The organism is Synergistaceae bacterium (assembly GCA_012521675.1).
GTDB lineage: Bacteria > Synergistota > Synergistia > Synergistales > Aminobacteriaceae > JAAYLU01.
In genome coordinates this window covers 1-4,058 of sequence record JAAYLU010000014.1, presented here as the reverse complement: position 1 = coordinate 4,058, position 4,058 = coordinate 1, and the positions used below count along the sequence as shown (strand labels likewise).

Annotated in this window: 5 protein-coding genes and 1 other annotated feature; all 5 genes read right to left on the bottom strand. The window is 56.4% G+C overall.

Translation table 11 applies throughout. The features are described 5' to 3' along the window. Positions 1–6: 6 nt before the first annotated feature. Positions 7–79 (bottom strand) — a sequence feature (possible 16S ribosomal RNA but 16S or 23S rRNA prediction is too short). Positions 80–307: 228 nt separating this feature from the next. Further along, positions 308–1,438: a recombinase RecA gene (gene recA / locus GX181_01360; protein ID NLM70594.1), complete on the bottom strand. Its 1,131-nt coding sequence runs from the start codon at positions 1,436–1,438 to the stop codon at positions 308–310. 214 nt (positions 1,439–1,652) lie between these two features. Beyond that, the gene (gene thpR / locus GX181_01355; GenBank protein ID NLM70593.1) at positions 1,653–2,219 is read right to left on the bottom strand and encodes an RNA 2',3'-cyclic phosphodiesterase; all 567 of its coding nucleotides are present in this window, start codon (positions 2,217–2,219) and stop codon (positions 1,653–1,655) included. Beyond that, on the bottom strand, positions 2,209–3,429 hold the full coding sequence (locus tag GX181_01350; protein ID NLM70592.1) for a nicotinamide-nucleotide amidohydrolase family protein: 1,221 nt from the start codon (positions 3,427–3,429) through the stop codon (positions 2,209–2,211). The genes thpR and GX181_01350 overlap by 11 nt, the downstream gene beginning before the upstream one ends. Before the next feature lie 34 nt (positions 3,430–3,463). Next, the gene (locus tag GX181_01345; protein NLM70591.1) at positions 3,464–3,922 is read right to left on the bottom strand and encodes a phosphatidylglycerophosphatase A; all 459 of its coding nucleotides are present in this window, start codon (positions 3,920–3,922) and stop codon (positions 3,464–3,466) included. After that, positions 3,882–4,058 (bottom strand): 30S ribosomal protein S12 methylthiotransferase RimO (locus GX181_01340; protein ID NLM70590.1); only part of this gene is annotated, 177 nt, incomplete at its 5' end. The genes GX181_01345 and GX181_01340, both read right to left, overlap by 41 nt.

Genomic DNA, 4,058 nt, shown 5'->3' with positions numbered 1-4,058 from the left:
TAGCACAAGACCGTACAACTTGCATGTGTTAAGCACGCCGCCAGCGTTCGTCCTGAGCCAGGATCAAACTCTCGGATTATTGCTGTTCGCTGATTTATCATGCTTATCTCGCTCTTATAAGACTGTCAAGGTTCAAGACTCGCCCAAGTTACGCTTTTTCGCGAGCCAAATGATTATATCGAAAAACAGACTGGTTGTCAATGCCTAGACTTATGAATTTATTCTTCAAACACGTAAAAGAGCGATATTTCTAGATCGCCGTCGCTCTCCAGGGACTTCATTTCGAAATGCGAGTTTTATGAGCGTCCTAATCTTCTTCTTCCTCCGAGGCCAGCTCCAGGACTCCCTCCTCAAGCGTGAGAGAGGAGATGATATCCTCTTCCGCATCCGCAGGAGGGTCTTTCTCTGCTTCCGTTATCGAAATGCCAAGTCCATCGGAGGTGTGAGAGAGAACTTCGGTTGAAATTTCCTCCATGAGTTCCGGATGCCCTTCGATGTACTGTGATACGGCATCCTTGCCCTGCCCGAGGGTCTCTCCTTTGTAGGCAAGCCAGGAGCCACGTCTTTTTACAACGTTTTGGTCGATCGCCATATCTAGTATGGCCATGCCCTTCGGGACTCCTCTTCCATACATGAGGGTGCAGTGAGCGGTTTTGAAGGGGGGCGCTTGTTTGTTTTTCACAACCTTCATCCACAGTTCGTGTCCTATGGTGTCATCGCCCTTTGTGACACCTTTCCCTCGTTTGACATCGATGCGAACCGAGCTGTAGAACTTCAACGCCCTGCCGCCCGTGGTCGTCTCCTGGGGGCCCTGCGAGTAACCTGTGCTGATCTTCGCCCGAAGCTGGTTGATGAAGACGACGACACAATTGCTCTTTGAAATCGCGGATGTCAGACGTCTAAGTGCGTAGGACATCAACCTGGCCTGCAACCCCACCTGGCTGTCGCCGATTTTGCCGTCGATCTCCGCTTGCGGCGTCAATGCCGCGACCGAGTCGATCACTACGATGTCGACAGCGCTGCTTCGAACCAGGGTGTCCAGGACGTAGAGGGCCTGCTCGCCGCTGTCCGGCTGAGCTACGTACAGAGCTTCTACGTCCACCCCGAGATTGTGCGCAAGGCGCGGGTCGAGCGCGTGCTCAGCATCGATGAAGGCCGCCACTCCTCCCGCCTTTTGCGCCTCCGCCACCGCGTGAAGGGAGACAGTGGTCTTTCCCGACCCCTCCGGGCCGAATACCTCGACTATCCTCCCGCGAGGGAGTCCTCCTATGCCAAGTGCCACGTCGAGCGGGAGAATTCCCGTTGGTATCACCTCGACGGCCGTCTTGAAGGAATCACCGAGCCTCATTATGGAACCATCGCCGAATTTACTGCGGATATCTTCGATGGCCAGTTCAAGTATGTCCTCTCTTGTCTGCGACGCTTTTTTCTTTGCCAAGAAGAAAAACCCCCCTTCGATAGTTGAATGCCGGCATGATTTTGTCGTTGCACACGCCCGCATCACTAATACTGAGCGTAAGCATATGTGTTAATTATAGTATGCTTAGATATCGTCCGCAAGTTAGTCATGGCTGAACTGCTTCATAAGATCCTGAGCTCCTCCTCGGACGCGTGTTCGGGTGCAGATTCGTCCGTGTCGCGCCGCGAGGTCGCTATTCTCCCAGCCTCCAGATTCTTATTCTCGTATAGACGCTTCCGGTGGGTCTAAGGTCGCTTTTCATCAGGGCGACCGAGGAGACATTCCATTCGATCGGCCTTCCGGGGAAGGAGTCGTCCGGGGGCATGGGTTCGGGGTTTCTAGAGCGAGCAAGGGTTATGTGCGGCATGAAGGGGCGCTTTTCACGGGGAAGTCCGTTCGCTACGGCCGCCTTCTCGCTTATGGCGGCAAGGTGCGACAGACTCTCCAGCTCCCCAAGCACTTTCGCATAGAGAGTCCTTACTCTCTTGAAGCCGGGGAAAGCGCCGAGCGAGCCGCAGCGCAGATCGAAAGAGGCTGGCGGATTCGGGGTCAATGACTGCTCCATGGATTCGGCTATAGAATCGATCCTGGTCTTTTTGAGCTCGCCAAGGTACTTCAGGGTTATGTGCAGGCACTCAGGTTTTACCCATTTAAGCGAGGGAAAGGAGGTCCTTAAGGGTGCGGTGGACTGATAAAGCGCCTGCTTGGCCTCTGTGGACAGCTCCACGCAAAGGAAGGCCCTTATAGTCTCAGTCATCATTATTTACCCTTAGAAGAGCCTTTCTCAGGATGTTCAGCGCCCGGTTTCGGGCCCAAATTCTGACCCGATAACGCCCTCCCGGGAAGCGCTGTGTGAATGATTCTTCCCCGCAGACGCCTGAGATAGAAAAGCAGACGGTCCCGACCGGCTTGTCGTCCGAGCCTCCATCCGGACCTGCTATCCCGGTCGTGGCTACGGCGACGGACGAGCGGAACCGTGCGATGGCGCCCCTTGCCATGAAGAGCGCGCACTCCTCGCTTACCGCTCCGTGATCTCTCAGGGTTTCCTCCGGGACGGACAGGATGTCCATTTTGGACTGATTGCTGTAGCACACAGCGCCTCCGAGGAAGGAGGCCGAGCTTCCAGGAACATCGGTCATGGCCGCGCTCACGAGACCCCCCGTGCAGGACTCGGCGCAAGAGATCGTGAGCCCTTTCTCTCTCGCGACCAGGAGCAGGTCTTCGGCGACCGAGTTACGTCCTTCGGTCAGGCAGTCGTCGGAGAACGTGCTTCTGATCTGACCTACCGCTCTGTCCACCCTGTCCAGCTCGCCCTTGACGACAATTTCCACCGTGCCTGCCGACGGGAGGATGGAGACCTGAAGCGACTCGTCCCCGGTGAGTTCGGCTACCCTGTCCTTCAACAGGCTCTCCGCCCATCCGGCGACCACGACCGACCTCACTCCTCTTTCGCTCCGGGCCAGGTCGGACGCCAGCTCCTGTTCCACCATCGCAGCAAACTCGGCCGGCACTCCCGGAAAGGCGTAGACGCGAGTCCCCTCTTTGACGAACGAGATGCCCAGCGCGGAACCAACAGGGTTGTGAACGGCCTTGGCCCCAACGGGAATGGAGCCCTGGGACTCGGCGCATCTCTCGAGGTTGGCCCTCATATCCGGAGGGTAGCGATCCAGTATCCTTTCGTATGCTGGTCGGTCGACCCGGAGGGGAACATTCAAAAGACGCGCTATGGCGAACCTGGTGCAGTCGTCGTGCGTCGGCCCCAATCCTCCGGAGATAACGACGAGGTCCACCTCTCCGTAGTAGGGGGGCAATACGTCCTCCAGCACGTCGGGGCCGTCCGGCAGTATCTCGATCCTGAGGATCTTCCACCCGGCTTGAGTAAGACGGTTGGCGAGAATACTGCAATTTCCTTCACGCCTTACTCCACTGAGCAGCTCGTCCCCCAGTGCGATAAGAACCGCCTGTCTCAAAATCTTCCACTCCTCCCCATCTAGTGTGTATGAATCATACCGAAAAAAACCGCTGCAGCGCTATAAGGATGAGATTGACGATCAGCCCGCCAACGCAGTCGTCGGCCATTATTCCCCATCCTCCGGGAAGGCGTTCGAAGGCGTTCACCGGGAAGGGCTTGATTATGTCTATCACCCTGAAGAGAAATAGAGCCGGCAAGAACAGGAAGGGGGGCAGAGAGTCCATGGCTATCCAGACGCCCGCCACCTCGTCAATTATCACTTCACTCGGGTCGGAGACCCCTTTCCTGGCGGAGTATGCATCCGAGACATAGATGCCAAGTATAACCGTGGCCAGGATAATATAGCGGGGGACAGGGAATAGGATGTACACAAGAAAAGCGGCGACTGAGCCCAGAGTCCCCGGCATGGAGGAGTGAAAACCCAGTCCGCACAGGGTGCTGACGCACCACTCAAAATCCCTGGGTCCCTGGTATTTGCGCGAAGAGATCATGTTCTTCAACATCTGTTACGAGCACCTCCACAAAGGCGCCTTCTTCAAGCGAACCACCGTCATAAATTCCGACGAGGCCGTCCACCTCCGGCGCCTCCCTGTATGATCTGCCCCACGCCATCGAATCCTCGGGGGT

Coding starts and splice junctions, on each gene's coding strand:
- thpR (NLM70593.1), bottom strand. CDS start 2,219: ATGATGACTGAGACTATAAGGGCCTTCCTTTGCGTGGAGCTGTCCACA.
- GX181_01345 (NLM70591.1), bottom strand. CDS start 3,922: ATGATCTCTTCGCGCAAATACCAGGGACCCAGGGATTTTGAGTGGTGC.